General features: G+C 72.2%; 1 protein-coding gene. It reads right to left on the bottom strand.

Translation table 11 applies throughout. From position 1 onward, the window contains the following. On the bottom strand, positions 1–1,047 hold a 1,047-nt coding region (locus ACZ64A_RS36870), incomplete at both ends, for an acetyl-CoA carboxylase biotin carboxylase subunit (protein ID WP_469816414.1).

Here is a 1,047-nt window from a genome sequence, read left to right as displayed (position 1 = left end):
GTGCCGGGGGCGGGCAGGAAGTTGCGGCCGGGGTCCTCGCCGTTGATGCGGAACTCGAAGGAGTGGCCGCGCAGGGCGGGGTCGTCGTAGCCGAGTTCCTCGCCGTCGGCGATGCGGAACATCTCGCGCACGAGGTCGATGCCGGCGACTTCTTCGGTGACGGGGTGTTCGACCTGCAGGCGGGTGTTGACCTCGAGGAAGGAGATGGTGCCGTCCTGGCCGACGAGGAATTCGCAGGTGCCGGCGCCTTCGTAGCGGGCCTCGCGCAGGATGGCCTTGGAGGCGCGGTAGAGCTCGGCGACCTGTTCCTCGGACAGGAAGGGGGCGGGGGCCTCTTCGACGAGTTTTTGGTGGCGGCGCTGCAGGGAGCAGTCGCGGGTGGAGACGACGACGACGTTGCCGTGTTTGTCGGCCAGGCACTGGGTCTCGACGTGGCGGGGGCGGTCGAGGTAGCGCTCGACGAAGCATTCGCCGCGGCCGAAGGCGGCGACGGCCTCGCGGACGGCGGAGTCGTAGAGCTCGGGGACTTCTTCGAGGGTGCGGGCGACCTTCAGGCCGCGGCCGCCGCCGCCGAAGGCGGCCTTGATCGCGATGGGCAGGCCGTGTTCGCGGGCGAAGGCGACGACCTCGTCGGCCCCGGAGACGGGGTCGGGGGTGCCGGCGACGAGGGGGGCGCCGGCGCGCTGGGCGATGTGGCGGGCGGCGACCTTGTCGCCGAGGTCGCGGATGGCCTGCGGCGGGGGGCCGATCCAGATCAGGCCGGCGTCCAGGACGGCCTGGGCGAAGTCGGCGTTCTCGGAGAGGAAGCCGTAGCCGGGGTGGATGGCGTCCGCGCCGGACTCCTTGGCGGCCTTGAGGACCTTGTCGATGTCGAGGTAGCTGGTCGCCGGGGTGTCACCGCCCAGGGCGAACGCCTCGTCCGCGGCGCGGACGTGCAGAGCGTCCCGGTCCGGGTCGGCGTAGACGGCCACGCTCGCGATCCCCGCGTCCCGGCACGCCCGGGCCACGCGGACAGCGATTTCGCCACGGTTGGCGATGAGCACCTTG

It is taken from the genome of Streptomyces sp. NPDC104814 (assembly GCF_055583185.1).
This window is presented reverse-complemented; position numbering and strand designations above follow the sequence as displayed.